20 protein-coding genes are annotated in these 22,785 nt (G+C 70.4%); 5 read left to right on the top strand and 15 right to left on the bottom strand.

Annotated features, from left to right (window positions below; genetic code table 11):
- Positions 1-253: 253 nt before the first annotated feature.
- The 10 genes from G6N10_RS18175 to sucC form a co-directional block, all read right to left on the bottom strand.
- On the bottom strand, positions 254-1,162 hold the full coding sequence (locus G6N10_RS18175) for a bestrophin family protein (RefSeq protein WP_234810636.1): 909 nt from the start codon (positions 1,160-1,162) through the stop codon (positions 254-256).
- Positions 1,163-1,199: 37 nt separating this feature from the next.
- The gene (gene purH, locus G6N10_RS18170; protein ID WP_085099023.1) at positions 1,200-2,765 is read right to left on the bottom strand and encodes a bifunctional phosphoribosylaminoimidazolecarboxamide formyltransferase/IMP cyclohydrolase; all 1,566 of its coding nucleotides are present in this window, start codon (positions 2,763-2,765) and stop codon (positions 1,200-1,202) included.
- Positions 2,762-3,403 (bottom strand): phosphoribosylglycinamide formyltransferase, encoded by a 642-nt coding sequence (gene purN / locus G6N10_RS18165; protein ID WP_085099020.1) that lies wholly within the window; start codon positions 3,401-3,403, stop codon positions 2,762-2,764. The genes purH and purN overlap by 4 nt, the downstream gene beginning before the upstream one ends.
- A gap of 132 nt (positions 3,404-3,535) precedes the next feature.
- Positions 3,536-4,990, bottom strand: coding sequence for a cell division protein PerM (locus G6N10_RS18160; RefSeq protein ID WP_085099017.1), 1,455 nt, complete (start codon positions 4,988-4,990; stop codon positions 3,536-3,538).
- A gap of 23 nt (positions 4,991-5,013) precedes the next feature.
- Positions 5,014-5,886: a DUF5336 domain-containing protein gene (locus G6N10_RS18155; protein ID WP_085099014.1), complete on the bottom strand. Its 873-nt coding sequence runs from the start codon at positions 5,884-5,886 to the stop codon at positions 5,014-5,016.
- A 138-nt stretch (positions 5,887-6,024) separates the two neighbouring features.
- The gene (locus tag G6N10_RS18150) at positions 6,025-6,861 is read right to left on the bottom strand and encodes a sensor domain-containing protein (protein WP_085099011.1); all 837 of its coding nucleotides are present in this window, start codon (positions 6,859-6,861) and stop codon (positions 6,025-6,027) included.
- Entirely contained in the window at positions 6,861-7,718 is an 858-nt protein-coding gene (locus G6N10_RS18145) for a sensor domain-containing protein (RefSeq protein ID WP_109750587.1), read from the bottom strand. Before G6N10_RS18145 ends, G6N10_RS18150 begins: the two co-directional genes overlap by 1 nt.
- 14 nt (positions 7,719-7,732) lie before the next feature.
- A complete protein-coding gene (locus G6N10_RS18140; RefSeq protein ID WP_085099005.1) occupies positions 7,733-9,268 on the bottom strand; it encodes an acetyl-CoA acetyltransferase in 1,536 nt (511 codons plus the stop codon).
- A gap of 97 nt (positions 9,269-9,365) precedes the next feature.
- Positions 9,366-10,268 (bottom strand): succinate--CoA ligase subunit alpha, encoded by a 903-nt coding sequence (sucD, locus tag G6N10_RS18135; RefSeq protein ID WP_085099002.1) that lies wholly within the window; start codon positions 10,266-10,268, stop codon positions 9,366-9,368.
- Positions 10,269-10,283: 15 nt separating this feature from the next.
- Positions 10,284-11,447, bottom strand: coding sequence for an ADP-forming succinate--CoA ligase subunit beta (gene sucC, locus G6N10_RS18130; protein ID WP_085098999.1), 1,164 nt, complete (start codon positions 11,445-11,447; stop codon positions 10,284-10,286).
- A 272-nt stretch (positions 11,448-11,719) separates the two neighbouring features.
- Between sucC and G6N10_RS18125 the strand changes: the two genes are divergently transcribed.
- From G6N10_RS18125 to G6N10_RS20775, 3 genes are read left to right on the top strand one after another with little or no spacing between them, the layout of a single operon-like run.
- On the top strand, positions 11,720-12,736 hold the full coding sequence (locus tag G6N10_RS18125) for a M23 family metallopeptidase (protein ID WP_085098996.1): 1,017 nt from the start codon (positions 11,720-11,722) through the stop codon (positions 12,734-12,736).
- Positions 12,737-12,739: 3 nt separating this feature from the next.
- Entirely contained in the window at positions 12,740-13,372 is a 633-nt protein-coding gene (locus G6N10_RS18120; protein WP_179962853.1) for a hypothetical protein, read from the top strand.
- A 9-nt stretch (positions 13,373-13,381) separates the two neighbouring features.
- On the top strand, positions 13,382-14,026 hold the full coding sequence (locus tag G6N10_RS20775; RefSeq protein ID WP_133055175.1) for a sulfur globule family protein: 645 nt from the start codon (positions 13,382-13,384) through the stop codon (positions 14,024-14,026).
- On the opposite strand, the gene G6N10_RS18110 is transcribed toward G6N10_RS20775, so the two are convergent.
- Complete coding sequence (locus G6N10_RS18110) at positions 14,021-16,387, bottom strand: UvrD-helicase domain-containing protein (protein WP_085098991.1); 2,367 nt, start codon at positions 16,385-16,387, stop codon at positions 14,021-14,023. The two genes, G6N10_RS20775 and G6N10_RS18110, sit on opposite strands and share 6 nt — an antisense overlap.
- 359 nt (positions 16,388-16,746) lie before the next feature.
- On the opposite strand from G6N10_RS18110, the gene G6N10_RS18105 reads away from it, so the two are divergent.
- Entirely contained in the window at positions 16,747-17,004 is a 258-nt protein-coding gene (locus G6N10_RS18105; protein WP_085098988.1) for a chorismate mutase, read from the top strand.
- 141 nt (positions 17,005-17,145) lie between these two features.
- Here G6N10_RS18105 and G6N10_RS18100 read toward each other — a convergent pair whose 3' ends face one another.
- On the bottom strand, positions 17,146-18,594 hold the full coding sequence (locus tag G6N10_RS18100) for an NAD-dependent succinate-semialdehyde dehydrogenase (RefSeq protein WP_085098986.1): 1,449 nt from the start codon (positions 18,592-18,594) through the stop codon (positions 17,146-17,148).
- 52 nt (positions 18,595-18,646) lie between these two features.
- Between G6N10_RS18100 and pgi the strand changes: the two genes are divergently transcribed.
- On the top strand, positions 18,647-20,314 hold the full coding sequence (gene pgi / locus G6N10_RS18095; RefSeq protein WP_085098983.1) for a glucose-6-phosphate isomerase: 1,668 nt from the start codon (positions 18,647-18,649) through the stop codon (positions 20,312-20,314).
- A gap of 1 nt (position 20,315) precedes the next feature.
- Here the strand turns inward: pgi and G6N10_RS18090 are convergent, their stop codons facing one another.
- The 3 genes from G6N10_RS18090 to cobF are packed head-to-tail and all read right to left on the bottom strand — an operon-like array spanning position 20,316 to position 22,707.
- On the bottom strand, positions 20,316-21,062 hold the full coding sequence (locus G6N10_RS18090) for an SDR family oxidoreductase (protein ID WP_085098980.1): 747 nt from the start codon (positions 21,060-21,062) through the stop codon (positions 20,316-20,318).
- A gap of 19 nt (positions 21,063-21,081) precedes the next feature.
- The gene (locus G6N10_RS18085) at positions 21,082-21,945 is read right to left on the bottom strand and encodes a DNA-formamidopyrimidine glycosylase family protein (RefSeq protein ID WP_085098977.1); all 864 of its coding nucleotides are present in this window, start codon (positions 21,943-21,945) and stop codon (positions 21,082-21,084) included.
- A gap of 18 nt (positions 21,946-21,963) precedes the next feature.
- On the bottom strand, positions 21,964-22,707 hold the full coding sequence (gene cobF / locus G6N10_RS18080) for a precorrin-6A synthase (deacetylating) (protein ID WP_085099154.1): 744 nt from the start codon (positions 22,705-22,707) through the stop codon (positions 21,964-21,966).
- Positions 22,708-22,785 lie beyond the last annotated feature (78 nt).

The raw sequence follows: 22,785 nt of genomic DNA, 5'->3' as shown, positions 1-22,785 counted from the left end.
TCAGCTCAATCCTGCACCGCTGCCCGCTGGTATGGCGGTAAAACCGGTCCGGTTCCCCGTCCCCTCGCCGAGCGCTCACCTGGGTACACAACACGCCGGAAAACTGTCCAAGGACGAGCGCTCGGCGGAGGGGCTGGTGGCGAGGGCTCAACCTGGTACACGACGCGCCGATGGGCGCGTACCCAGCTGCGCGCTGGGCGCGCGCCCCGGACCGGTGCGCACAGCCCGGGCCGGTGCACATGCCCAACGCCGGTCAGGTCACATACATGCCGTCGACGCTGCGCACGGGTTCGGGCAGATCGGTCTCGCCGAGCATCTCCAACAGGGTGATCTCGATGCCGCGCGAGATCTGATCCAGCGGAGTGCCGGACATCAGGTGCTCAAAGGGGTTCAACAGCCTCAGCCCGATGCCCTGGGTAACCACGAACACATAACCCAGCACGAATGCGGGCAGGATGCCGTAGGCGCCGACCCCATTCACCAGCACGATGGTGACGCTGACGATGAACACCCAGACGAACATCTGGGTGTAGTAGTTGTACGTCGGCGGGAAGACGGTGTTCCGGATGCGCTCGGATTTGCCCATCTCATCGCACAGGTTGGTGATCCGCCGGTCCAGCTGCAGGAACCGGTACCCGTCGATGCGGCCCTCGTCGCAGAGTTGCTGCAGATCCCGGCTCTGCCAGTCCAACAACGCGTTGTGCTTGTTCTGCTTGCCCTGCAGTTGGGCGCGTTCCGGTTCGTCGAGGTAACGCCGGAACACCTCGTCGCACGAGCCGGGCGGCTCGTCACGCAGATATGCCTTGAGCGCGTAGACGAATGCGATATGCCGGTAGGTCAGCCGCCGCGCGATCCCGAGTTCCTCGTCGTCGCGGACGTAGTAGATGCACTCCCTGGCCCAGGACCGTGATTCGTTGACGATGGCGCCCCAGATCGTGCGCGCCTCCCACCATCGGCCATAGGCCTGCGCGTTGCTGAATCCGATGAAGAACGCCAGCGCCGTACCCAACAGCGGCGGCACCACCGCGGGCAGCTCGAAATGGTCGTCCAGCAGGTAGCGGTCACCGAAATAGGCGGCGGCGCAGGCGAGCAGGATCCACACCGCCTCGTCCCAGGTTCGGCGCACCACGAGCCGCAGCGGCAGTCGCGGTTTGAGGATCATCGCTGCGCCTCGCTTTCGGTCTCATCCCACCGGCGGGTCAGTGCGCGAAGTGCCGCGCCCCGGTCAGGTAGAGGGTGATGCCGGCGTTCGCGGCCGCCTCGGTGACCTGGTCGTCGCGCATCGATCCGCCCGGGTGCACGATGGCCTTCACCCCGGCGGCGGTCAGCGTCTGCAGGCCGTCGGGGAACGGGAAGAAGGCATCGGATGCGGCCACCGCGCCGCGGGTCCGCTCGCCGGCCCGCTCCACCGCCAGCCGGGCGGCGTCGACGCGGTTGACCTGGCCCATCCCGACCCCGACGGTGGCGCCGTCGGCGGCGATCACGATGGCGTTGGACTTCACCGCGCGGCAGGTCCGCCAGGCGAACACCAGGTCCGCCAGGGTGGCGGGGTCGGCGGGCTCGCCGGTGGCCAGCGTCCAGTTGTTCGGGTCGTCGCCGTCGGCGTCGAGCACGTCGCGGGTCTGCACCAGCAGCCCGCCGCTGACCTGGCGGAACTCCGCGCCACCGGGCATCGGCTCGGCGGCGACCAGGATCCGGATGTTCTTCTTGCCGGAGAGCACCTCGACCGCACCCGGCTCGTAGGCGGGCGCCACAATGACCTCGGTGAAGATGTCGGCGACGGTGCGGGCCATCTCGACGCTGACGGTCGTGTTGGTGGCGATCACGCCGCCGAACGCGCTGAGCGGATCGCAGTCGTGGGCCTTGCGGTGCGCGTCGGCCACCGACACCGCGGAGACCGCGATGCCGCACGGGTTGGCGTGCTTGATGATCGCCACGCAGGTCTCTTCGTGGTCGAACGCCGCACGCCACGCCGCGTCGGCGTCGGTGAAGTTGTTGTAGGACATCTCTTTTCCGTGCAGCTGCTGGGCCTGCGCGAGGCCCGGCCAACCGGCATTGTCGGTGTAGAGCGCGGCCTGCTGGTGCGGGTTCTCGCCGTAGCGCAGCACCGCCGAACGACGCCACACGCCGCCGAACCACTGCGGCAGAGCGTTATTTCCATCGCCCTCCGCCGACAGCGTCGCACCCATCCAGGAGGCGACGGCGACGTCGTACTCGGCGGTGTGCCGGAAGGCCAACGACGCCAGGCGCTTCCGCTCGTCGAGGGTGAAGCCGCCGGCGCGCACCGCGGCCAGCACGCCGTCGTAGCCCAGCGGGTCCACCACGACAGCGACGCTGGGATGGTTCTTGGCGGCCGCGCGCACCATCGACGGCCCACCGATGTCGATCTGCTCGACGCAGTCGTCTTCGCTCGCACCGGATTCCACCGTCTGGGTGAACGGGTAGAGGTTCACCACCACCAGGTCGAACGCCTCGATCCCCAGCTCGGCGAGCGCGGCGACGTGTTCGGGCTTGCGGGTGTCGGCCAGCAACCCGGCGTGCACCTTGGGATGCAGGGTCTTGACCCGACCGTCGAGCACCTCCGGGAAGCCGGTGACGTCCTCCACCGGGGTGACCGGAATACCTTGGTCGGCAATGTTTTTGGCGGTGGACCCGGTGGACACCAGGGTGACCCCGGCATCGTGCAGTCCGCGGGCGAGTTCGACCAGCCCGGTCTTGTCGTACACGCTGATCAGCGCCCGGCGAATCGGTCGTTTCGCGGTCATTGGCCTTCTCCTCCGAACCTGGCCCTGCGGCCATCCCAACTCACACCGCGGGTGACCACCGCGGCAAGCACATCCACCAGCAGTCGTCGTTCCTCGGTCTTGATCCGCTCGTGCAACGCGTCGACGTCGTCGCCGTCGAACACCGGCACCGCGCACTGCGCCAGGATCGGGCCGGTGTCCACCCCGTCGTCGACGACGTGCACGGTGGTGCCGGTTACCGTGGCCCCGTAGGCCAGCGCGTCGGGCACCGCGTGCGCCCCGGGGAAAGCCGGCAGCAGCGCCGGGTGCGTGTTGATGATGCGACCGGGGAACCGGCTCAGGAAGTCGGGGCCGAGGATCTTCATGAAGCCGGCGGAGACCACCAGGTCCGGGGCGTAGTCGGCGGCCGCGGCGGCCAGCGCGCCGTCCCAGGCGGCCCGGTCCGGGTGCGCGCGCAAGCGGACGTCGAACACCGGAACCCCGGCGGCCGCGGCGATCTCGGCGGCCCGGCAGTCCCGATCGACGCCGACGGCCACGACTCGGGCCGGGTAGTCGCCGACGGCGGCCTCGAGCAAGGCCTGCAGCAACGATCCGGTACCGGAGGCCAGCACCACCAGCCGCGCCGGCTCAGACGAGGGCACACGCAGCGATTCCGGCACGTGAGCAGCTTAATCTGCCCGTTCCCGCCTCCCGCCGCGTGGGTTACCGGCCGGTTCGACGAGCGGTGTAGTTCCGCGAGGAAGAGACCGGCCGCACCAACACCGGCCGGTTCGACGAGCGGTGTAGTTCCGTCAGTGGTCGCCGTCGACGTCGAAGAGGTCCTCGGCGTCGGGCAGGTCGTCGTGGGGGCCCAGCCGCAGTCCCGGCCCCTGGTCGGAGGCCTGCTCGGCGGGCGCCGGCTCGCCGGGCGGCTCACCGGGTGGCACGGCGATCGGCTCGGTGACCGGCGAAGACCAGGCCGCGGAGTCCGCGTCGTCCGCCCGTTGCTCGGCGAACTCCGGCCCGGGTTCAGGCTCACCCTCGGCGCGCTCACCCTCGGCGCGCTCGTCCTCGTCGGGCTCGCCTGAGGCGTCGGGGCCGTCGTCGGCCGCCGGGGCAACGACCGGCTTGGGCGCGCGAGTCAGGCCGCCGGCCATCGCGACCGTCAGCGCCCCAATGCCGAAGAACCAGCAGAACACCGCCGGCCCGAAGGTGGCCTGGTCGACGCCGACGAAGCCGAAGTTGCCGAGCTCGCCGGACCCGGCGTAGCCGAGCAGCGCCATCGCCAGCGCACCCAGCGCCGACGCGGTCGCCAGCTTGGCGGCGGCGGGCCCGATCGGCAGCGGTCGGCGCGCGCACTGCTGCCCGACGGCCACCGCCGAGGCGGCACCGATGATCAGCCAAGCCACCCAGATCGGCCCCAGCGGCGGGGTCGGGGCGGCGGCCAGGACCGGCAGCGCCGGGATGTCGCCGCCGTAGACGGTGAAGGCGCTGAAGGTGGCAAAGCCGATGTTGGCGCTGGATCCGACGGCGATCGCCGACATCCCGAGGATGACGTTGGGCGCGTACAACACCGACAGCAGGGCCAGGCTGAGCTGCCCGAACATCGAATCGGTGATGCCGAACAGGTCGTGCATGCTGCCCCAGTGCACGACCAGCGACAGCGCGGTCAGCGCGGCGGACAGCCCGAACAGCGCCAGCACGCCGGCCAGCGCCGCCCGCAGCGCATCGAAGGTCCAGTGCGGCAGCCGGGTGCCGGCCAGCAGCCGCCGTCGCTCCAGCTTGCTGCCCACCCCGAGGACCGCGCCGATGCCGTGCACGGCGAGCACCGAGGTGAAGGCGTTGAGCGAGTCGGGAGTCTGTAGCTGGCTGAGCACCGAGGAGGCGTCGTGCACGACGGCCAGCGCCAGCGCGGCGATCAGCAGCGGGCCGCCGAGCGCACAGGCCACCACCCAGCGGGTGACGAACCAGGAGGAGTTGGGCGCGGTGGCCGCCGCGGTGGTCCGCGCGGTGCCCCACACCATCAGAGCGGCCGGCAGCAACGGCAGCACGCCGAGGGTCTGCCCGCCGATCGAGATCGGGACCTGATGCACGCCGAGCCAGATGCTGGCAATAGCGCCGAAGGCGCCGGTCATGTCGCTGTTGGCGATGAGCAGCTGTAGCAGCACCACCGCCGCGATGATGACCAGCGCGACGAGCGCGGGGGCAAAGGCGACCCGGACTAGGTCACGGGCCTGCCTTGCCCCCACGGCACGGTTGTCCTCCATTCAGATCCGGTCCGCGGACCGGTTCAGGCGGTCGGCGGCTGTCCGGGGCCCGACGGCTGTTCCGGCTGCTGACCGGGCTGGTACGGCTGCCCCGGCTGGATCTGGGTGGTCGGCGCGGCGGCGGACTCGCCGGAGCCGACGGCCGGCGGCGGGCTGAAGCTCGGGAAACCGGTGGGCGGGGTGGGGGTGCCGTGCTGGCCGCCCTGCGTGGGCTGCGGCGGCTGCTGCGGCTGCTGTCCCGGCGCACCGAAGGAACCGGGCGCCGACGGCGGGGTGTAGCCGCCGTACTGCGACGGGTAGCCGGGACGCTGCTCGGCGCCGGGCTGCTGGCCGTAGTAGCCGGGGGCCGGGGCACCGTAGGAGCCGTACTGGCTGGGCTCGGGCTGGCGGGGCTGCGGCACCGGCGGAGTCAGCACCCCGGCGGAGTACAGCAGCACCATGACCGCCGCGGCGGCCTGGCCGATGACCAGCAGCAGCACGATCCAGATCGCCCAGCCGTAGCTGTAGAGATCCGACTTGTTGACGACCTCGGAGATCACCATGAACACCGCGGTCAGCGACAGCACCGCGACGGGTGCCGCGGTGTCCCGGGCCTTGGGCAGCAGGCTGACCCCGGCGACGAGCGCGGCGATCAGCGCGAACAGCACCAGCCACATGTCGGTGCCCTTGCTGCTGCCGAGGCTCTCGCTGGAGTACACCAGGGTGGGACCGAAGCTGGCCAGGTAGGCGAGCACACCGAGGGCGGCGACCGCGATCTTCAGGTAGAACGGCAGCTGGCTTTCACCGGCCGCCGCCGGGGCCTGGCCCTGCGCCGCGAAGGAACCCGAGGTGGGCGCGCCGTAGGACGGCGGCTGCGGCGGCTGGTAACCACCGGGGCCCCCTGGCGAGTAGGTCATGGCCTCTCCTATGTCTGTTGGGCGCCGAGCTGCGGCGCTGACGTTCCGGGTCTGCGCGCGCCTGCGGCGGCACCGGACCCGGCTCGGTGTTCCACGCTAGCGCACGAACCCGGCGGTACCGCCCGTCGATATGGCGTGTCAGGCCGGGATACGCGCCAGGATCTGCCGCGCGAGCTCGGCGGCCGTGCTCTGCGGTGTGGTCCCGATCACCTGGCAGTCCACCAGTACCGGACCCTTGACCGCGATGGCCCGGTTGACCGCGAAGGCGGCCTCCCGCCCGGAGTTGTCCAAAGTGCTGATGCCGTCATCGGTCCGGGCCGGCGCCACGACGTCGACGGTGAGGGTGGGACCGCCCCAGCTCACGGTCATGGTGCCGGCGCAGCGCTGCCAGAGCGCCAGGTACCCGTCCAGTGCCCGCTGCGCGTCCGCCGCCGTCGGGTACAGGAACACGCCCTGGTCGGCGGACAGGCCGGCCTCCAGCCCGGTTTGCTCCATGCTGGTCTGATAGGCGGCCTGGAAACCGGTGTCGCTCAGCGCCGGCGGCATGCCGCTGTAGAGCGCCGACGCACATTCGAGCGGGTTGTAGGTCGTGCCCGCGTCGATATCGTCGGGCTTGTCGTAAACCTGCCGCACCTTCATGCCGGTGGCCACGATGATGTCGCCGACCTGCTCCGGGCCGGACAGCAGCGCCGGCAGGCCCTCGGCGGTGATCGCCGGCGGCGGGGGCGGTGCGGCAACACTCGTCGTCGCCGGCGCTTCGGCCGCGACGGCCCGCCCGGCCAGCACCCGGTCGGCCACCCCGGAGACCGCCAGCACGGCGATCAACGCGACCGCCGCCAGCACGGCCAGCCCCGCGATGATCGGCCCGCGCCGGCCGGCCCGCGGCTGCTCGGCCGGTGCCGGATTGCCTGGCCCCGGCGCCGGGGCGCCCCCGGACGGCAAGCTGTTCCAGAAATCCCCGCCCGGTGCCGACATCACGCCGGGATCCTAGCGAGGATCGCCCGCACCACGGCCGCCACGTCGGCGGACGGCTGCTGGTCGGCAAGGAACTGGCAGTCCACCAGCACCGGCCCCTTCGCCGCGATGCCGCGCTGGCCAAATCGGTCACCGACGCCCGCCGTGGTGGTCAGCGTGCTGATCCCGTCGCCGGCATCGACGATCGGGCCGACATCGATGGTGTAGTCGCGCCCGCTCTCGGTCGTGTTCACCGTGCCCGCGCAGCGGCGCCACAACGCCCGGTAGTTCTCCAGCGCGTCCGCAGCGGCCGCCGGGGACGGGTAGAGCAGCGCGCCCTGGTCTACTAGGATCGCGCCCGAGTCATCGTCTTTCGTGCGCAGCTCATAGAAACCCAGCTGACCGCTGCTGCCCAGTGCGGCCGCCATGCCGCTGAACCGCGCGCCGATACACTCCGCGGGGCTGAAGCTCTGACCGGGATTGGGCTCATCGAGGTCCTGCACCCGGTGACCGACCCGCATGCTGGGCACCCCGACCAGCCGGGCCACCTGATCCGGCGGCGACAGCAGCGACGGCAGCCCGTCGACGGTCAGCGCCCGCGGCATGGGCGTCGCGCTGGTGGTGGCTGTGGTGGCTGTTGTTGTGGTGGCCGGTTGCCCGTCGGCGACCGCCCGGCCGTCGACGGTCTTACCCGAGACACCGGCGATCACCAGCGCCGTCACCAGCAGTGCGGCCAGCACCGAGCCGACCACCGCCGCGATCAGCCGACCACCCCCGCCGCCGGGGCCCTCGCCGGGACCGCCGCCCGCACGCGGACCCGGTGCGGCCGGCGGCGCCGCGCCGGTACCCGCCCGATCCCAAAAGTCGCCAGCTGTCATGGGCTCAGCCTATTTCAGCGCGGCAGCGCTGCCGCGCGGTTGATTCCGTCGCTGCAGCGCAACTGAATGCGGGCGCCCAGCGGGTCGCCGTCGGACATCAGCGCGACCAGTTCGTCGTCGGTGGTGACGGCCAGGAACCGGCTGCCGTCGGCGTCGCGCCGGCCGACGATGATGCCGGTGCGGACCGGCCAGTCGTAGCGCACCGAGTAGGTCTCGATGGTGCCGGGCCCGTCCACGTCGCGGGTGCCGGCGACCCGCGGGCGGGCGTCGATCCGGGCCTGCAGCGCCGCGCTGCCATCCGGCCGCCACGGCGCGGGAGTGCTGGAGTACACCCCCACCGAGTACTTGCTCATGATCCCGCCGTTGGCCCCAACCAGCCCGTATTGACCGGGGCGGGAACGCATTTCGACGACCGTTTCGGCGATCGCGTGCAGCGAATAGCTGTTGCCGGGGCCGCCGAAGTAGGGCAGCCCGCCGGTCAGGGTCAGACCGCGCGGATCGTCGGGGGCCAGCCCGACGCCGTCGCACACCGCGAACACCGGGAACGGGAAGCAGCTGTACAGATCGAACGTCGCGACCTCGTCGAGCCCAATCCCGGCCACCGCCAGCGCCTCGGTCACCGCGGCGGTGGCGGCGTGGCTGACGTCGAGGTTCTCCCGGTCCAAGAAGGGCTGCTCCATCAGGTCGGCGTGGCCGTGCAGGTAGACCCACCGGGACTCGGGCACCCCGAGCCGGCGCGCCGCGGCGACCGACATCACCACCACCGCGCTGCCCTGGTTGACCTGGTCACGGGCCACCAGCAGCCGCGGGTACGGGTCGGCGATCATCCGGTTGCCGTCGCCGACGGCGGCGATCTCGGCCACGCTGCGCACCGTCGGCGACGACGAGTACGGGTTCTTGGCGGCGACTTCCGAAAGCGGGGCGAACAGCTCGGCCATCGCGGTGCGGTAGTCCGCCACGCCGAGACCGAGCCGGGCCCGGCGCGCGTTGTCGAGCAGCCCGTACTGCACCGGGGCGCCGGTCAGCCCGTGCGCCACGGTGTACTCGGTCATGTAGTACTCGTAGCCGTAGCCGCGGTCCTCCAACTGCCCGCCGACCTGCTCGGTGAAGTCGGGCTTGTCCTCGCGACCCGCGAAATACCGCAGGGTGGAACCGTTTTCCGAGCCCAGCAGCACGACCACCTCGGCGTCGCCCGCGGCGATCCGGCCGGCGAATTCGGTCAACAGCTGCTGCGGACCGTTGCCGCCGATCTGCTCCAGCACCGCCCGGGCCGGGTCGGCACCGACCCGCCCGGCCACCGACCGCACGTAGTTGTCCGAGGCGCCCAGCGGCGGCGGTGCGGGGATGCAGATCTCGAACTGGCGCAGCCCGGCGAAGGTGTCCGCGGCCGCGGCGACGACACCCGGGTCGGCGCCGGTGTCGGCCAGCGCCGCGCGCACCGCCTCGGTGGCCAGTTCGACCGACGAGCGGGCGCGGTAGCCGTCGTCGTCGATGCGTTCGGTGAACTGCCCGACGCCGACGACGACCGGCGTCCGAGGGTCCAATGCCATGTCACTCCCTGTTCAAATGCGGCGAGCGCTCACCCCGGTACGGAAATCCGTAACCGGAATGAGCGCTCGCGAAGGTGTTCGGGCCGAGACGGGGAACCTACAGCTTCTCGAAGATCTCCCGGGCCAGCTTGGCGGTCTCCGACGGGGTCTTGCCGACCTTGACGCCGGCGGCCTCCAGTGCCTCCTTCTTGGCCTGCGCGGTGCCCGAGGAACCCGACACGATGGCGCCGGCATGGCCCATGGTCTTGCCCTCCGGCGCGGTGAAGCCCGCGACGTAGCCGACGACCGGCTTGGTGACGTTGGCCTTGATGTAGTCGGCGGCCCGCTCCTCGGCGTCGCCGCCGATCTCGCCGATCATCACGATGACCTTGGTCTCCGGGTCCTTCTCGAACGCCTCGATGGCGTCGATGTGGGTGGTGCCGATGACCGGGTCGCCGCCGATGCCGATCGCGGTGGAGAAACCGAGATCGCGCAGCTCGTACATCATCTGGTAGGTCAGGGTGCCGGACTTGGACACCAGGCCGATCGGCCCCTTGCCGGTGATGTTGTTCGGGGTGATGCCCACCAGCGCCTCGCCGGGGGTGATCACGCCGGGGCAGTTGGGCCCGATGATCCGGGTCTTGGCGCCCTTGTCGACGTTGTAGGCCCAGGCGTAGGCGGTGTCCTGCACCGGGATGCCCTCGGTGATGACGACCAGCAGCGGGATCTCCGCATCGATCGCCTCGACGATGGCGTCCTTGGAGAACGCCGGCGGGACGAAGGCGATCGACACGTCGGCGCCGGTCTTCTCCATCGCCTCGGCGACGCTGGCGAACACCGGCAGCTCGACGCCGTTGCCGTCCTTGTCGACGTGGCTGACGGTGGTGCCGGCCTTGCGGGCGTTGACACCGCCGACCACCTGGGTGCCGGCCTTGAGCATCAGCGCGGTGTGCTTGGTGCCCTCACCGCCGGTGATGCCCTGGACGATGACCTTGCTGTCCTTGTTCAGGAAGACAGACATGTTGCGTTGGCTCCCTTACTTGTTGGCCAGCTCGGCGGCCTTGTCGGCCCCGGCGTCCATGGTCTCGGCCTGAATGACCAGCGGATGGTTGGCGTCGGCCAGGATCTTGCGGCCGGCCTCGACGTTGTTGCCGTCCAGGCGCACCACCAGCGGCTTGTTCGCCTCGTCACCGAGGATCTCCAGCGCCTTGACGATGCCATTGGCCACCGCGTCACAGGAGGTGATGCCACCGAAGACGTTGACGAACACGCTCTTGACCTGGCTGTCGCCCAGGATCACGTCCAGGCCGGCGGCCATCACCTCGGCCGACGCACCGCCGCCGATGTCCAGGAAGTTGGCGGGCTTGACCCCACCGTGGTTCTCCCCGGCGTAGGCGACGACGTCGAGCGTCGACATCACCAGACCGGCACCGTTACCGATGATGCCGACCTGCCCGTCGAGCTTGACGTAGTTGAGGTCGTTCTCCTTGGCCTTGAGCTCCAGCGGGTCGGTGGCATCGCGGTCCACGAACGCCTCGTGGTCGGCGTGCCGGAAGCTGGCGTTCTCGTCGAGGGTGACCTTGCCGTCCAGCGCCAGGATCTGGTCGTCGGGCGTGCGGACCAGCGGGTTGACCTCCACCAGTGTGGCGTCCTCGGCGACGAAGACGTCCCACAGCTTGGCGATGGTGACCGCGGCGGCGTCGAGCACCTCGGCCGGCAGGTGGCCCTGCTCGGCGATCGAGCGCGCGAACGCGACGTCCACACCGGCGATCGGGTCGACGGCCACCTTGGCCAGCCGGTCCGGCTTGGTCGCGGCGACCTCTTCGATCTCCATGCCGCCCTCGACCGAGCACATGGCCAGGTAGGTGCGGTTGGCGCGATCGAGCAGGAAGGAGATGTAGTACTCCTCGGCGATGTCGCTGGCCTCGGCGACCAGCAGCCGCTTCACGACGTGCCCCTTGATGTCCAGGCCCAGGATGTTGGTGGCATGGGTCAGCGCGTCGTCGGGGGTGGCGGCGTACTTCACGCCGCCGGCCTTACCGCGGCCACCGACCTTGACCTGCGCCTTGATCATGACCGGCTTGCCGATCTCCTCGGCGATGGCCTTGGCGTCGTCGGCCGACTCGGTGACCCGGCCGGGCGTCGTCGGTACGTTGTGTTTGGCGAACAGTTCCTTCGCCTGATACTCGAAAAGATCCATGTGAACTCACTGTCTGTTCGGCTTGGTCGGCGGCGCAGCTGTTTCCAATGGCCGGATGCACCCATGGCGAGCGTCGCCCGGGTAAACCATATCGACCCGCCGGTCGCCGCATTCACACTGCACCGGCGGTTGTGGTAAACCTCACCGACAGATGACGGTGATACCCCTCACAAAGGGGCGCGAAATCTCGGCCGGCTTGCCAGCATTGAGGAGGTTTAGCTACCGTTCCCTGGTCTACATAACGCTTTGGTCACGACACGTGGAGTTTTAGGTTGCCGCAGCAAAGGTCTTCAGGAGCTCCGTCGTCCGGAGCGCCGCAGGATTCGCGTCGCCCCAGCAGCCGTCGCCCCGGCCCCGCCGAAGTCACCGACATCACCCCGTTCAACGAGTTCGGCGCCCTCGCTGACCTGGACTTTCGCCACTGCGCCTTCGACGCCGGCGCCGTTGTTCTGGACGCCCCCGAGCTCGACGATCTGGCCGATACCGACAACCTCGTCGCGATCCGTTTGGAGCGCCGCAGCGATCTGCCGGAGCGGTTCGAGACCGCCGATGAGATCACCGAGGTCATGCCTCGCCTCGGCCAGCACCGCAAGGTCGAGACCGGTCCGGTCAAGGGCCGGGTGCTGGTCGCGGCGATGGCCGCCGGTGCCGCCGCGGCCGCGGCCTACACCGCGCTGACCCCGCGTCAGGCCTCCGAGGTGACCAACACCGTCGTCGCCGCCGACCCCGCCAGCCACTCCGAGGGCGCCACCATCACCGGCACCTCCAAGGGCATGCAGCTGGTCGCGATGACCCCGGCGCTGAACGTCACCGGCCACAACGAGGAGCTCGCCAAGGGCGCGGCGTTCGCCCAGGAGCGCGCCGAGCGTGAGGCCCGGCTGGCCCGCCCGCTGTTTGTCCAGCCCACCCAGGGAATTTTCACCTCCGGCTACGGCTACCGCTGGGGCGCGCTGCACGGCGGCATCGACATCGCCGCCCCGATCGGCACCCCGATCTATGCGGTGTCCGACGGTGTGGTGATCGAGGCAGGCCCGGCCGCCGGGTACGGCGCCCTGGTCAAGATCCGGCACAGCGACGGCACCGTCACGCTGTACGGCCACATCAACACCTGGGTGGTCAGCATTGGCCAGCAGGTGATGGCCGGCGACCAGATCGCCACCGTCGGCAACCGGGGCAACTCCACCGGGCCGCACTGCCACTTCGAGGTCATGCCGGGCGGCGGCAGCCGCATCGACCCGGTGCCGTGGCTCGCCGCCCGCGGAGTCAGCGTCGGTTCCTACGTCGGCTGACCGATGACCGGCCCCGTCGGCCGTCATCCTGCGCCGGACGACGGCGAGCAGACCCGCATTCTGCGCCGGCAACCGCTTGCCGGGCCGGATCCCGTCACTACCGCCGAAACCGGTACTACCGCCGATACCGGCCGCAGCGGCATCATCCGGCGGTTCCCGACCGGCGCCATCCCGGTCGCCAATACCCCACCCACCGGCATCGATGCACCCACCGGCATCATTGCCGTCGCCCCGGCACAGCCGGAACCCGGCTCGCTGACCGCGCAGGCCGCCGTGGTGACCGCGATCCTGGGCGGCTGGGCCGCCGCGGTGGTCTCGACGAACCTGGTCACCGGCTGGTGGGCCACCGACCGGCTGTTCTGCCTGGCGATCGGATTCCTCGCCCTGGTGCTCGGCGCCGCCAGCATCGCCGGGGTGCTGCTCACGCTGCGCCGACGCGCCTGGGGCCCGTATCTGCTGACCGCCGGCGCGGTGGTGGCACTGCTGACGTTCTGCGGCGTCTTCATCGCCGGGGCGCGGCTGGCCGGGATCGTTTACGCGATGCCGCTGCTGCCGCTGGCCACCCTGATCCTCGCGCTGCTGCCGTCGACCCGGCGCTGGACTTCCCCGTCGCCGAGGGCCCAAAGCACGGGTTAGGCTGCTCGGGTGAATCCGTATCCCCCGCCGGGCAACCCCTACCAGCAGCAGCCGTACCAGCAGGGTTATGGCGCACCACAGCCCGGCTACGGAGCGGGTTATGGCGCACCGCAGTCGGGGTACGGCGCGCCGTACGCCCAGCCGGGTGCCACGCCCTACGGTGCCGCGCCCTACGGTGCGCCGGGCTACCCGGTGGCGGGCACGAACAACACCACCGCCGTCATCGCCGCGATCCTGGCGTTCCTGACCAGCGCGACCTGCCTCTGGGGCGCCTTCGGAGCCCTGCTCGGCGGCGCACTGACCTCCTCGACAATTTACGGCGTCGACATCTTTCCGGGCTGGTTCACCGCCACGATGCTGATCGTCGGGTTGGCCAACCTCGCCCTGGGCGCGCTGCTGATCACCGGCGGCGTCTTCACGCTCAAGCGCAAGCGCAAGGGTCCGGCCCTGGTCGCCGTGGGTGCCGGGGGCACCATCGTGTTCAGCATCGTCTCGCTGGTCGCCACCATCGCGATGGCCAACGAACTCGTCGGGGATTACGGGTTGGTCAGCTCCGCCGGCAGCCACGTGGTCACGGCGATGCAACTGATGCTGCCGATCGCCACCCTGGTGCTGGCCCTGGTCGCCCCGACCCGGCGGCACTGCGCGCTATAGCTTGGTGATCGGGGCGTGGTTGTGCATCAGTTTGACCCGCCCCGCCGAACCGAAGTCGATCAGCGACATCGCCGATTCGCCGACCCCGGAGACCTCCTCCACCCGGCCCAGCCCGTACTTGTCGTGCGTCACCCGGTCCCCGGGTGACAGGGTCACGACGGCCCGGTTGCGCGGCGCGCCGCCGGCCCGGCCGGGTGCCGGCCGCGCCGATCCGAAGCCGCCGCCGCGCCCGACCGGGGCGCTGCGGCCCCAGCCGCGGCCGGCGGACTCGTCGGTGTCGGTGCGGCGCCAGTCCATCAGTTCCTGCGGGATCTCGCGCAGGAACCGGGACTCCGGGTTGAGCATCGGCTGCCCCCACGACGAGCGGACCTTCGCCCGGCTCAGGTACAGCCGTTGTCGCGCCCGGGTGATGCCGACGTAGGCCAGCCGGCGCTCCTCCGAGAGCTCGCGCGGGTCCCCCAGCGCGCGCATGTGCGGGAACATGCCGTCCTCCCAGCCGGTCACGAAGACCGCCGGGAACTCCAGGCCCTTGGCGGTGTGCAGGGTCATCAGGGTGACGACGCCGTCGCCCTCCTCGGGGATTTCGTCGGAGTCGGCCACCAGCGACACCCGTTCCAGGAACTCGGCGAGCACCCCGGCGTCGGGCACATCCTCGTCGGCCTCGGCCAGCCCCTGCTCCGCCCGCAACGCCGCCGCGTTGGCCCGGTCGGTGCTGAATTCGTGTGCGACGGAGACGAGTTCGTTGAGGTTGTCCAGCCGGGCCAGCTCCTGCGGATCGTTGCTGGACTCCAGTTCGCGGCGGTAACCGGTGCGCTCCAGCACCGACTCGACCAGATCGCCGAGTTCCTCGCCGAGCCCACCGCGCAGCTCGTCGAGCATCGCCATGAACGTCGCGATGGCCTTCTCCGAACGCGTGTTGAGCAGCGGAACCTTGCCTTCCGCAGCGTCGCGCAGCGCGTCGTTGAACCCGACCCCGGTGTTCTCCGCATGCACCGCCACGCAAGCCTCGGCGCGATCGCCGATGCCGCGGCGCGGGGTGTTGAGGATCCGGCGCATGCTCACCGCGTCGCCGGGATTGTCCAGCACCCGCAGGTAGGCGACGATGTCCCGAATCTCCTTGCGCTCGTAGAAGCGCACCCCGCCGACCACCTTGTAGGGGATCCCGGACCGGATGAACACCTCCTCCAGCGCGCGCGAGGAATTGTTGGTCCGGTAGAACACCGCGACGTCGTTGTAGGTGATGTCCCCGCCGTCGACCAGCGCGTCGATCTCCCCGGCGACGAACCGGGCCTCGTCGTGCTCGTTCTCCGCGACGTAGCCGACCAGCAGCTCGCCGGCGCCGGAGTCGGTCCACAGCCGCTTCTCCCGGCGGCCGGCGTTGTAGGCGATCACCGCGTTCGCCGCGGTCAGAATGTTCTGGGTGGACCGGTAGTTCTGCTCCAGCAGGATGGTGGCGGCGTCGGGGTAGTCGCGCTCGAAATCCTCGATGTTGCGGATGGTGGCGCCGCGGAAGGCGTAGATCGACTGATCGGCGTCGCCGACCACGCACAGCTGCGCCGGCGGCACCGGGTCGTCGGCGGCAATGTTGTGCCCGACCAGCTCGCGGACCAGCACATACTGCGCGTGGTTGGTGTCCTGGTACTCGTCGACCAGGATGTGCCGGAATCGGCGCCGGTAGTACTGGGCGATGTTCGGGAAGTTCTGCAGGATGCCGACCGTCTCGGAGATCAGGTCATCGAAGTCCAGCGCATTGGCCGCCCGCAGCCGCCGCTGGTATTCGGCGTAGACCGAGGCCACCAGCCGGGTCAGGTCATCGGACTCATCGGTGAGGTCGGCCAGCGCCCGGTCGGGGTCGATGAGTTCGTTCTTCAGATTCGAGATGGCATTGGACAGCAGCCGCGGCGAATGCTTCTTGACGTCCAGACCCATGTCGCGGGCGATCATGCCGAGCAGGCGGCGCGAGTCGTCGGCGTCGTAGATGGAGAAGTTCGAGTTCAACCCGGACAGCAGCGAAGCCTGGTTGCGCAGGATCCGCACGCAGGTGGAGTGGAACGTCGACACCCACATGCTGCGCGCCTGCGGGCCGACCAGTTCGGCGACCCGCTCGCGCATCTCGGCGGCGGCCTTGTTGGTGAAGGTGATCGCCAGGATCTGCCCGGCGCCGACGTCGCGGGCGGCCAGCAGATAGGCGATGCGCCTGGTCAGCACCGCCGTCTTGCCCGATCCGGCGCCGGCCACGATGAGCAGCGGCGCGCCCTCATGCAGCACCGCGCGGCGCTGTTGGGAGTTCAGGCCGGCCAGCAGATCGTCGGCGTCGCCGTGCGGGCTGGCATTGGGCAGCAGGGAAAGATCACCGGTCATAGCGGGTTCAAACCTACCGCTGCGGCCCGACAGCCCGACCGGGGCACGAGAACCGGGCCGATCCGGGGGTGTGCCCGGCGTCGGCCTGCACAATTGTCCGCTGTGGGCGCCGCCAGATGGATAATCCACTTCGCGGCGCCCACAGCGGACAATTGTGCAGGCTTTGCGCCAAGGGCCGCCCCGGTGGCACACTCGGTGCGTGCATTGTTCGCAGCATCGATTTTTTTACGGGTACCGCATCGCGGTCCCCGTGGTCTAGCTGCTTGCCGCCCCGGGTCCGCATCCGCGTTCCGGGGCTTGTTTCTTTGGTGGGGCCTGGACCGGATTCGACCAGAACCTAACTCAAGGAGAATCAGGGAATGACTGCCGAAACCAAGGCCGACATCGACGACCTGCGCGTCGAGATCGATCGGCTCGACGCGGAGATCCTGGCTGCGGTCAAACGCCGCAAGGAGGTTTCTCAGCAGATTGGTCAGCTGCGGATGGCCTCCGGCGGCACCAAGCTGGTGCACAGCCGCGAGATGGTGGTCATCGATCGCTACAGCGACCTCGGTCCCGAGGGCAAGGATCTCGCGATGCTCCTGCTCAGGATGGGCCGCGGCCGGCTCGGCCACTGAAGGGCGAAGCCCGCAAGGGGCCGGGCCGACCCAACAGCACCGTCGGCTCGGCCACTGAAGGGCGAAGCCCGCAAGGGGCCGCGCCGACCCAACAGCACCGCCGGCTCGGCCACTGAAGGGCGAAGCCCGCAAGGGGCCGGCTCAGCTGGTGAGCCCGATGTACTTGGTGTCCAGGTACTCCTCGATGCCCTCGCTGCCGCCTTCGCGGCCGAAGCCGGATTCCTTGATGCCGCCGAACGGGGCGGCGGGGTCGGAGATCACCCCGCGGTTCACCCCGACCATCCCGGCCTGCAGCGCCTCGGCGACGCGCAGCGCGCGGTCCAGTGACCGGGTGAAGATGTAGGCCGCCAGCCCGTATTCGGTGCCGTTGGCGGCGGCGACGGCCTCGGCCTCGTCGTCGAACCCGGTGATCGGCGCGACCGGCCCGAACACCTCCTCGCGGAAGATCCGGGCGTCGGCGGGCGCATCGGCGAGCACGGTGGCCGGGTAGAAGCTGCCGGGCCCGCCGGGCGCCACCCCACCGACCGCGACCTTCGCCCCGCGGGCCACCGCGTCGGAGACCAGGTCGACCACGACGCCGACCTGCCGGGCGTTGATCAGCGGCCCCAGCCGGGTGCCCTCGTCCAGGCCGTTGCCGAGGGTGAACGCGCTCATCCGGGCCACCAGCTTCTCGGTGAACTCCGCCCGCACCGAGTTGGCGACGTAGAACCGGTTGGCCGCGGTGCACGCCTCTCCCCCGTTGCGCATCTTGGCCAGCACCGCGCCCTCGACCGCGGCATCGACGTCGGCGTCGTCGAACACCAGGAACGGCGCGTTGCCACCGAGCTCCATCGAGGTCCGCAGCACCTTGTCGGCGGCCTGACGGATCAGCGTCTTGCCGACGCCGGTGGATCCGGTAAAGGTCAGCTTGCGCAGCCGACCGTCGTCGATCAGGGCGGCGGTGAGCTCGCCGGACCGACTGGTCGGCAGCACCGACAGCACGCCCTTGGGCAGGCCGGCGTCGTCCATCAACCGGGCCAGCAGCAGCATCGTCAGCGGGGTTTCCTGGGCGGGCTTGACGATCATGGTGGCGCCGGCGGCCAGCGCCGGGCCGATCTTGCGGGTGCCCATCGCCAGCGGGAAGTTCCACGGGGTGATCGCGTAGCACTGCCCCACCGGCGCCCTGGTGACCAGGATCCGTCCGGTCCCGGCCGGGCTCTGACCGTAATGCCCGCCGATGCGCACGGCTTCTTCGGCGAACCAGCGGAAGAACTCGGCGCCGTAGCGGACCTCGCCTCGGCTCTCGTCGAGAACCTTGCCCATCTCCAGCGTCATCAGCGCGGCGAGGTCCTCGGTGCGGGCGATGATGGTCTCGAACACCGAACGCAGGATCTCGCTGCGCGCCCGCGCCGGGGTGGCGGCCCAGTCCGCGGCGACGGCCTCGGCGGCGTCGAGTGCGGCGATGCCGTCGGCGGCCGAAGCGTCGGCGACGGCGGTGATGACCGCGTCGGTGGCCGGGTTGTGCACCTCGAAGGTCGACGACCCGGCGCGTTCCTCGCCGCCGATCCACAGTCCGGTGGGGACGCCCGACAGCAGCTTCGCGATATCCATGCCCTCCATCATTGACTGCAGCGCAGCGCCATTCGCACTAGGGTTTGAAAACATGACCGCCGAACCGCCAGCCGTCCCCGACATCGCCAGCACCGCGGCCTGGGCCGCGCTGGCCGCACACCACCGCGCGGTCGGCAACACCCACCTGCGGGAGCTGTTCGCGGACGATCCGGAGCGCGGCCGCGAGCTGGTGCTCACCGTCGGTGACCTTTATGTCGACTACAGCAAGCACCGGGTCACCCGCCAGACGCTGACCCTGCTGTGCGAGCTGGCCCGCACCGCGGGTCTGGAGGCCCACCGGGACGCGATGTTCGCCGGGGAGCGGATCAACACCTCCGAGGACCGTTCGGTGCTGCACACCGCGCTGCGGTTGCCGCGCGGCGCGCAGTTGGCGGTCGACGGCCACGACGTGGTCGCCGACGTGCACGCGACGCTCGACGCGATGGGCGATTTCACCGATCGGCTGCGGACCGGGGCCTGGACCGGTGCCACCGGCAAGCGGATCAGCACGGTGGTCAACATCGGCATCGGCGGCTCGGATCTGGGGCCGGCGATGGTGTACCGGGCGCTGCGGCACTACGCCGACGCCGGCATCTCGGCGCGCTTCGTGTCCAATGTCGACCCGGCCGAGCTGGTCGCGACGCTCGATGGATTAGACCCGGCCACAACACTTTTCATCGTCGCATCAAAGACGTTCTCCACCCTGGAGACGCTGACGAATGCGACGGCGGCGCGGCGCTGGCTCACCGCCGCGCTCGGCGACGACGCGGTGGGCAAGCATTTCGTCGCGGTCTCCACCAACGCAAAGCTGGTGTCCGAGTTCGGCATCGACACCGCCAACATGTTCGGCTTCTGGGACTGGGTGGGCGGCCGGTACTCGGTGGATTCGGCGATCGGGCTGTCGGTGATGGCGGTGATCGGGCGCGAGGCGTTCGCCGATTTCCTGTCCGGATTCCATCTGGTCGACGAGCACTTCCGCACCGCGCCGCTGGAGGCCAACGCGCCGGCACTGCTCGGGTTGATCGGGGTCTGGTACGCGAACTTCTTTGGCGCGCAGTCCCGGGCGGTGCTGCCGTACTCCGATGACCTGGCCCGGTTCGCGGCCTACCTGCAGCAGCTGACGATGGAGTCCAACGGCAAGTCGGTGCGCACGGACGGCTCGGCGGTCACCGTCGACACCGGCGAGATCTTCTGGGGCGAGCCGGGCACCAACGGCCAGCACGCGTTCTACCAGCTGCTGCACCAGGGCACCCGGTTGGTTCCGGCGGACTTCATCGGGTTCGCCCAGCCGGTCGATGACCTGCCGACCGCCGACGGCGACGGCTCGATGCACGATCTGCTGATGAGCAACTACTTCGCGCAGACCCAGGTGCTGGCGTTCGGCAAGACCGCCGAGCAGATCGCCGCCGAGGGCACCGCCGCCGAACTCGTTGCACACAAGGTGATGCCGGGCAACCGCCCGTCGACGTCGATCCTGTCGACCCGGCTGACCCCGTCGGCGCTGGGCCAGCTGATCGCACTGTATGAGCATCAGGTGTTCACCGCGGGCGTGATCTGGGGCATCGATTCGTTCGACCAGTGGGGAGTGGAGCTCGGCAAGACCCAGGCGATCGCGCTGCTGCCGGTGATCGCCGACGCGCAGTCCCCGGCCGCCCAGTCCGACAGTTCCACCGACGCACTGGTACGCCAGTACCGCTCGGCCCGCGGCCGCGCGCACTGACTCAGGCGAAGTACTTGACCAGCCGGGTCGGCGCCAGCTTCATCGCGGCGACCACCGGCGTCCACGGCCAGGACGGAACGATCGCCCGGCCGCGCTCACGCTCGATCGCGGCGACCATCGCGGCGACACCGGTTGCGTTGTCCACCATCATCTTTGACCCGCCGGCCCGCCCGGTCATCTCCGATTCGATGTAGCCGGGCTCGAGCACCGTCACGGCGATCGGGCCGCCGGCGAACTCGGCGCGCAGCGACTCACCCAGCGAGGAGACCCCGGCCTTGCTGGCCGCGTAGGCCGCGCGCACCCCGGGCACCCCGCGGTTGCCCAGCACCGAGGAGACCAACACCAGGTGGCCGTCGCCGGCGGCCCGGAAAATCTCCAGCGCCGACTCGATCTGTACCAGGGCGGCAACGAGATTCGTCTCGACGGTGGCGATGTTGACATCGAGCCTGCCGGTGCCCAGCGCCGCGCCCTTGCCCAGCCCGGCGTTGACGATCACCCGGTCCAGGCCGCCGAGTTCGGTGGCCAGGTCGGCGAACACCGTCGGCACCGCGGCGTGGTCGTTGACGTCGAGCTCGGCGATCGCCACCGTGCAGCCGGGGTGCGCCGCGGTCAGCTCGTCGCGCAGCTCCTCCAGCCGCCCGACCCGGCGGGCACACAGCGCCAGATCGCGGCCCTGGGCGGCGAAGGCACGGGCCATGCCGGCGCCCAGGCCGGAGCTGGCACCGGTGATCAGGATCCTCTTGCGCATCCCAGCAGCGTAGCGCCGGCTATTTCAGCAACCGGCTCATCCGGCGGTCGGCGAGCACCTTGCCGCCGGTCTGGCAGCCCGGGCAGTACTGAAAGGACCGCTCGGCGAAGGACACCTCGCGGATGGTGTCGGCGCAGACCGGGCACGGCAGGCCGGTCCGGGCGTGTACCCGCAACCCGGAGCGCTTCTCCCCCTTCAGCATCGCCGCGCGTTGCCCGACCAGCCGGCCGACGGCGTCGGTGAGCACGGTGTGCAGCGCGTCGTGCAGCGCGGCGAGCTGCGAATCCGAGAGCCGGCCCGCGGTGGCGAACGGTGACAGCCGGGCCACGTGCAGGATCTCGTCGCTGTAGGCGTTGCCGATTCCGGCGATCACCTGCTGATCGGTGAGCACCGTCTTGATCCGGCCGGTGTTACCGGCCAGCGCCGCGGCCAGGTCATCGGCCGACAGGCCCAGCGCATCGGGTCCCAGCGCGGCGATGCCGGGCACCGCGGTCGGGTCGGCGGTCAGCCAGACCGCCAGCCGCTTCTGGGTGCCGGCCTCGGTGAGGTCGAATCCGGGTGCCTCGCCCGGGGTACCGAGGTGCACGCGCAGCGCGATCGGCCCCTTGCCGGGCCGCGGCGGGGCGGCCGCCAGCCGGTCCGACCAGCGCAGCCAGCCGGCCCGGGACAGGTGGGTGATCAAATGCAGCTCACCGACCTGCAGTCCCAGATGCTTGCCCCACCGGGTCGCGCCGGTCACCGGCCGGCCGTGCAGCGCGGTCGGTGGCGGGTCGAAGGTCTTGAGCGCCGACAGCGCGGCGACGTCGATCCGCCCGATCTCGCGGCCCAGGGCATGCTCGCGCAGGTGCACGGCCAGCGCCTGTACCTCCGGGAGTTCCGGCATGACCCCAGTGTGCCCGGCTCAGGGCCGCAGCAGGTAGATGTCCATGATCCAGCCGTGCCGGGCCCGGGCGGCCGCGCGCAGCTCGGCGATCCGCTCCCCGTCGGCCCCGACGGTGCCGGCGGCCAGCAGTTCGTCGTCGGTGCCCAGGTAGGCGCCCCACCAGATCCGGGTCGACGGTGCGCAGCCCAGAAACGAGCATTCGCCGTCGAGCATCACGACGGCGTCGCCGGTCAGCCCGTGCTCACGCAGTTTGCGGCCGGTGGTGATCTGCACCGGCTCGCCGACGTCGTTGAGCGGGATCCGGTGCCGAGCGGTCAGCGCCTGGATCGCGGTGATGCCGGGAATGACGTCGTAGTCGAAGTCCAGGTGCGCGCCGACGCGCGCCAGGATCCGCAGCGTGCTGTCGTACAGCGACGGGTCCCCCCAGGCCAGGAAGGCGCCGACGCCGTCGGGGCCGAGCTCGGCGGCCATCGCCGCGGCCCAGATCCGGGCGCGGGCGTCGTGCCAGTCGGCGACGGCCTGCCGGTAGCCGGGACCGTCCTCGGCCGCGGCCCGCGGCGGGTCGGGCAGTTCGACGAACCGGTAGCCGGGGTCGTCGATGAACCGTTGACAGATCCGTCGGCGCAGCTCGACCAGGTCGGACTTGGTCTGGCCCTTGTCCATCACGAAGAACACGTCGGTCTCGTTGAGGGCGGCGACGGCCGCCGCGGTGACGTGGTCCGGATCCCCGGCGCCGATGCCGATGACGTGGATCTTGCGCATCCCGACACGGTAGTCCGGGGCCGGGCGGATCACGATTTGGAAATACCCGGTACCGCCGGTATTGACAACTGTCGGGGC

The sequence above is a fragment of the Mycolicibacterium fallax genome, assembly GCF_010726955.1.
GTDB lineage: Bacteria > Actinomycetota > Actinomycetes > Mycobacteriales > Mycobacteriaceae > Mycobacterium > Mycobacterium fallax.
This window is presented reverse-complemented; position numbering and strand designations above follow the sequence as displayed.

Coding starts and splice junctions, on each gene's coding strand:
- G6N10_RS18175 (WP_234810636.1), bottom strand. CDS start 1,162: ATGATCCTCAAACCGCGACTGCCGCTGCGGCTCGTGGTGCGCCGAACC.
- purH (WP_085099023.1), bottom strand. CDS start 2,765: ATGACCGCGAAACGACCGATTCGCCGGGCGCTGATCAGCGTGTACGAC.
- G6N10_RS18160 (WP_085099017.1), bottom strand. CDS start 4,990: ATGGAGGACAACCGTGCCGTGGGGGCAAGGCAGGCCCGTGACCTAGTC.
- G6N10_RS18155 (WP_085099014.1), bottom strand. CDS start 5,886: ATGACCTACTCGCCAGGGGGCCCCGGTGGTTACCAGCCGCCGCAGCCG.
- G6N10_RS18150 (WP_085099011.1), bottom strand. CDS start 6,861: ATGTCGGCACCGGGCGGGGATTTCTGGAACAGCTTGCCGTCCGGGGGC.
- G6N10_RS18145 (WP_109750587.1), bottom strand. CDS start 7,718: ATGACAGCTGGCGACTTTTGGGATCGGGCGGGTACCGGCGCGGCGCCG.
- G6N10_RS18140 (WP_085099005.1), bottom strand. CDS start 9,268: ATGGCATTGGACCCTCGGACGCCGGTCGTCGTCGGCGTCGGGCAGTTC.
- sucD (WP_085099002.1), bottom strand. CDS start 10,268: ATGTCTGTCTTCCTGAACAAGGACAGCAAGGTCATCGTCCAGGGCATC.
- sucC (WP_085098999.1), bottom strand. CDS start 11,447: ATGGATCTTTTCGAGTATCAGGCGAAGGAACTGTTCGCCAAACACAAC.
- G6N10_RS18120 (WP_179962853.1), top strand. CDS start 12,740: ATGACCGGCCCCGTCGGCCGTCATCCTGCGCCGGACGACGGCGAGCAG.
- G6N10_RS18110 (WP_085098991.1), bottom strand. CDS start 16,387: ATGACCGGTGATCTTTCCCTGCTGCCCAATGCCAGCCCGCACGGCGAC.
- G6N10_RS18105 (WP_085098988.1), top strand. CDS start 16,747: ATGACTGCCGAAACCAAGGCCGACATCGACGACCTGCGCGTCGAGATC.
- G6N10_RS18100 (WP_085098986.1), bottom strand. CDS start 18,594: ATGGATATCGCGAAGCTGCTGTCGGGCGTCCCCACCGGACTGTGGATC.
- pgi (WP_085098983.1), top strand. CDS start 18,647: ATGACCGCCGAACCGCCAGCCGTCCCCGACATCGCCAGCACCGCGGCC.
- G6N10_RS18090 (WP_085098980.1), bottom strand. CDS start 21,062: ATGCGCAAGAGGATCCTGATCACCGGTGCCAGCTCCGGCCTGGGCGCC.
- G6N10_RS18085 (WP_085098977.1), bottom strand. CDS start 21,945: ATGCCGGAACTCCCGGAGGTACAGGCGCTGGCCGTGCACCTGCGCGAG.
- cobF (WP_085099154.1), bottom strand. CDS start 22,707: ATGCGCAAGATCCACGTCATCGGCATCGGCGCCGGGGATCCGGACCAC.